The organism is Microbacterium sp. Bi128, from assembly GCF_918698205.1.
This window is the reverse complement of the sequence record NZ_CAKKMM010000363.1, coordinates 1-4390: the sequence shown is the minus strand read 5'-3', so window position 1 is coordinate 4390 and position 4390 is coordinate 1. Positions and strand designations below refer to the sequence as shown.

Here is a 4390-nt window from a genome sequence, read left to right as displayed (position 1 = left end):
GATCTCCTCCCGCTGGTCCGCCCCGGCGGGAAGCTTGAGGTGCCAGCCCTCGTCCGCCCCGCCCGTGCGGCGCCGCAGGGTAATGCGCCGTGCCGCGAGGACCAGGGCCGGAGTATCGAAGTACACAGCCTCAAGCTGATCCGTCACAGGCTCCGCGACGTGGTCCACACCCTCGATTTCCTGCAGATCCGGCAGCGCCGCAGAGGTCCCGGCGTCGTACTTTTGTTCCGTTTCAAGTTTTCCCATGGTGTCCATGGCGGTCAGGACTCCCCGCGGGACGCGCGTTCCCGCGGCAGCGAACTGATGGTCCTGTTGATGACTGCCATGGCGGGCCTCCCCTATCGGCACCGCTGGAACATGGACGTGATCTCCGGCGGGCGTGTCCGGCCGGTGCCTTGGCCCGGTGCGCCTAGCCCGATTCTAGGCTCTGCGCGAATCTGCGACCAGACCGCCGACGGCGGCCGGCCGTTGGCAACGTCCGTGGCGGCTTCACCTAGGGCCAGAGGCTCGCAACACCAATGAGGCCGGGGACCTCGACGGGCGTGCTCGTGCCGGCAGTGGCGCCGTTGCCGAGCTGCCCATGGGGGCCGGCACCCCAGGCCCGGACGGATTTGTCGCTCATCAAAGCGAATATTGCGCGTCCGTTGACCGTGATGGATGTGACGCCCGTAAGTCCTTTGACCTGGACGGGGGCACCGGTGTAGCTGGTGGTGCCGTCACCGAGCTCGCCGAGCCTATTGTTGCCCCAGGCGCGAACGGTGCCGTCGCGCAGCAGCGCGTAGGCGGCGGACTCTCCTGCCGCGATGGAGGTGGCCCCAATAATGCCCTTGACCGGGATAGGCGTGCTGGCGTCGTCGTTGGTGCCGTTGCCGAGCTGGCCGTACCCGCCGCTGCCCCAGACGCGGACCGTTCCGTCCTTCAGCAGTGCGTAGGCGGTGCCTTTGCCCGTCGCGATGGAGGCCACGCCGGCGAGGCCGGCGACCTGGACCGGCACTGTGCTGTCGGTCATCGTGCCAGTGCCGAGCTCACCGGAAGTGCCGCTCCCCCAGGCGCGGACGGTACCGTCGCCCAGCACCGCATAGACCACCACATACTCTGACAGGCTGACCTTCAACGACGTCACCCCGCTGAGACCCTTGGCCTGGACGGGGATGCTGCGGCGGTCCGTCGTGCCGTCGCCGAGCTGGCCGAATTGATTGCCGCCCCACGCGCGGACGGTTCCGTCCAACAGCCGCGCGTAGGCGGTGCCGTTGCTCGCCGTGATGGAGCTGACGCCGGCCAGGCCCTGAACCGGGACGGGCGTGCTGCTGTCGGTCGTTGTGCCGTTGCCGAGCTGGCCCCTGGAGTTCTCTCCCCACGCCAGGACGGTCCCGTCCGCCAGCAGCGCATAGGCAGTGCCGCCGTCCGCCATGACCGACACGGCTCCCGTGATGCCCCGGACCCGGACCGGAACACTCGAGTCGTAGATGGCCATGCCGCTGCCGAGCTGGCCGTTCGAGTTGCTGCCCCACGCCCAGACTGTGCCGTCAGCCAGGAGTGCATATTTGGTAGCGGCGCCCTGTGCGGCCATGGCCACACCCGACAACCCCGAAATGCCCACAGGCAAGCTGCTAAACGGCGCTGTGCCACTGACGCCGAGCTGCCGGTCGTAGTTGTCGCCCCAGGCACGGACAGTCCCGTCCGCGAGCAGAGTGAAGACCGAGAACGCAGTGGCGGTGATGGAGGTGGCGCCGGAGATCGTCTTGACCGGGCCGGGGATGTTGCGGTCGGCGTGGGTGCCGTTGCCGAGCTGGCCGACTCGGTTACCGCCCCAGGCGCGGATTGTCCCGTCGTTTAGCAGCGCGTATGCGGTGCCGATGGCGGCAGTGACGGCGCTAACGCCGGTGAGCCCGTCGACCTGGACTGGCACGTTGCTGTCGCCGGTGGTGCCGTTGCCGAGCTGGCCGTACCAGTTGCCGCCCCAGGCACGGACCGTCCCGTCCAACAGCCGCGCGTAGGCAGTGCCTCCTCCGGCCGTAATGGAAGCGACCGCGTTGAGTCCTTTGACTTGGACGGGAACGTTGCTGTTGCCAGTGGTGCCGTTGCCGAGCTGGCCGCTCGAGCCATAGCCCCAGGCACGGACGGTCCCGTCTTTCAGCAGCGCGTAGGTGACTCCACCGTCAGCCGTGAGCGTCGTGACCCCGGTGAGGCCCTGGACCTGGACCGGAGTGCGGCCGTCGTCTGCGCCGCCGCCGTTGCCGAGCTGGCCCCCGTTGTCGAACCCCCAGGCGCGAACGGTTCCGTCGTTCAGCAGCGCGTAGGCCGTGGACGACCCGACAGCGATGGACCTTACACCGGTGAGCCCTTTGACCTGGACGGGCACGTAGCTGTTGGCGGTGGTGCCGTTGCCGAGCTGGCCGCCCCAGTTGTAGCCCCAGGACCGGACGGTCCCGTCCTTTAGCAGCGCGTAGGCGGCGCCGGAGCCTGCGGTGAGGGCGGTAACGCCGGTGAGGCCCTTGACCTGGACGGGACTGCTGCTCGCGTAGACCGAGCCGTTGCCGAGCTCGCCACTCGTGTTGGAACCCCACGATCGAACGGTCCCGTCCTTCAGAAGCGCATAGGCCGTGGACCAGTCGGCGGCGATGGACGTTACGCCGGTGAGGCCGCTGACCTGGACAGGCGTTGTGCTGCTGCTGGTGGTGCCGTTGCCGAGCTGGCCGTACTCGTTCGAGCCCCACGCACGCAGGGTCCCGTCGGACAGCAGCGCGTAACTCGTACCCCCGGCCCCTGCAAGGGCTTTGACTCCCCTCAGCCCGCTCACGGCAGCCGGGGTGGAACGGTAGGGCGTCGTGCCGTTGCCGAGCTGGCTGAAGCGGTTGTCGCCCCAGGTGAGAGCCGAGTTTCTGGATGCCCCGGGCAGGTAATAGCCGGAGACGTCGGCAATGAGATGCGTGGTGCCGTAAGAGCGGTTGAACAAGGTGACCTTGCCGTCGGCGCCGACCGGTACGGTGACGGAGTTCGCGACTGTCTGGCCGGCGAGGAAGTTCACGTTGGACGAACCGGGCCGCTGTGTCCCGGAGGCGTAGGCGGTGATAAACCCGATCAACCGTGGCTCGGTGACGGTGAGGTTGAAGGTCACGGCGGAAACCTTCGCCGGAATCCCGTGGGCCCCGCCGGCCTGGAAGGACACGCTCCCGTCCGGGCGCACTGCAGCAGAAGTCCGCGTGTCCAGTGCCCGGAAGGGCGTGACCGGGACCAAAGCACCCGGCACGGTCGGCTTCGCGTACGTCTCGGCCACCGCGACAGGGGACGTCAGCACGTCGTTTGCCTTCGCCGCTGGCGCGGCCACCGCTGATGCTGCAAGCAAGACACCCAACGCGGCAGCCAGACAAGCGGTCCGCCGCCGAAATTGCGCACTCAAAGTAGCCATGATTCCCCCAAAACATGGCCCCGGGACAGCAGACCTCGGATACTTCTCGCGAAACTACCACACCTGCGCGCGCGGTCAAGGTTCACCCAGGACCTGTCGGCCGCGGGAAGGGGTTGACGGCCGGGAGCCGCACCCGTAATCTAGTTATTAGACGTCTGACGACTTACGCAGATGGTGATGGCTTCGGGGGAAGGCCGCTGGGATACAAAGGAGTATTTCATTGGGATATGTAATTGGCTGTGATCTTGGCTCGCAGAGCGCGAAGGCGGTGCTGATGTCGCCGGAGGGCGTGATCGTCGCGACCGCAAGCAGCGGGTATGCGATGGCGCACCCGCACAGCGGCTGGGCAGAGCAGGATCCGGCGCACTACCGGCACGGGATTGCCTCCAGCGTCCGTGCCGTGCTGGCCCGGACCGGTGTAAAGCCGGCCGAGGTGACCCATATCGGGCTCTCGAGCCAGGTGGACGGCGTCGTGCCGGTGGACGCCGACATGCGTCCGCTGCGGCCGGCCATTATCTGGCTGGACCGGCGCGCTACCGAGCAGGTTGCCCGGCTCGGGAACGCAATCGATCCGGACCGGCTGTTCGCCCGGACGGGGCTGAACCTGGACGCCAGCCACACCGGACCAAAGCTCATGTGGCTGGCCGACAACGAGCCCGAGGTGTACCGGAGGGCCGCGTCGCTGCCCTCGGTCGGGGGCTACGCCGTCGCGTGGATGACCGGCCGTTCAATCCAGGACCACGCGAATTCCTCCTCCTCGCTGCTCTATGACGTGGTGGCCCGGGACTGGAGCGATGAACTCATCGACGCCGCCGGGCTGGACCGGGCCAAGCTCCCGGAGATCGGCCGCGCCACCGACGTCGCCGGGACCCTGACCGCGGAGGCGGCTGCGGCGCTGGGGCTGACCACGGGCTGCGCCGTCGTGGTCAGCACCGGCGACGACCACGCCGCATGCCTGTGCGCCGTCGCAGTCCGGCCTGG

General features: G+C 68.2%; 3 protein-coding genes. 1 reads left to right on the top strand and 2 read right to left on the bottom strand.

Going from position 1 to position 4390, the window contains the following annotated elements; translation table 11 throughout:
* Together LQV45_RS19045 and LQV45_RS19040 are read right to left on the bottom strand one after the other, a co-directional pair.
* The coding region (locus LQV45_RS19045) for a CYTH domain-containing protein (protein ID WP_230008361.1) at window positions 1–255 on the bottom strand (255 nt) is incomplete at its 3' end.
* A gap of 238 nt (window positions 256–493) precedes the next feature.
* Window positions 494–3298: a hypothetical protein gene (locus LQV45_RS19040; protein ID WP_230008360.1), complete on the bottom strand. Its 2805-nt coding sequence runs from the start codon at window positions 3296–3298 to the stop codon at window positions 494–496.
* Between the two features lie 331 nt (window positions 3299–3629).
* Here LQV45_RS19040 and LQV45_RS19035 point away from each other — a divergent pair.
* A partial coding sequence (locus tag LQV45_RS19035) for an FGGY-family carbohydrate kinase (RefSeq protein WP_253074579.1) occupies window positions 3630–4390 on the top strand: 761 nt, incomplete at its 3' end.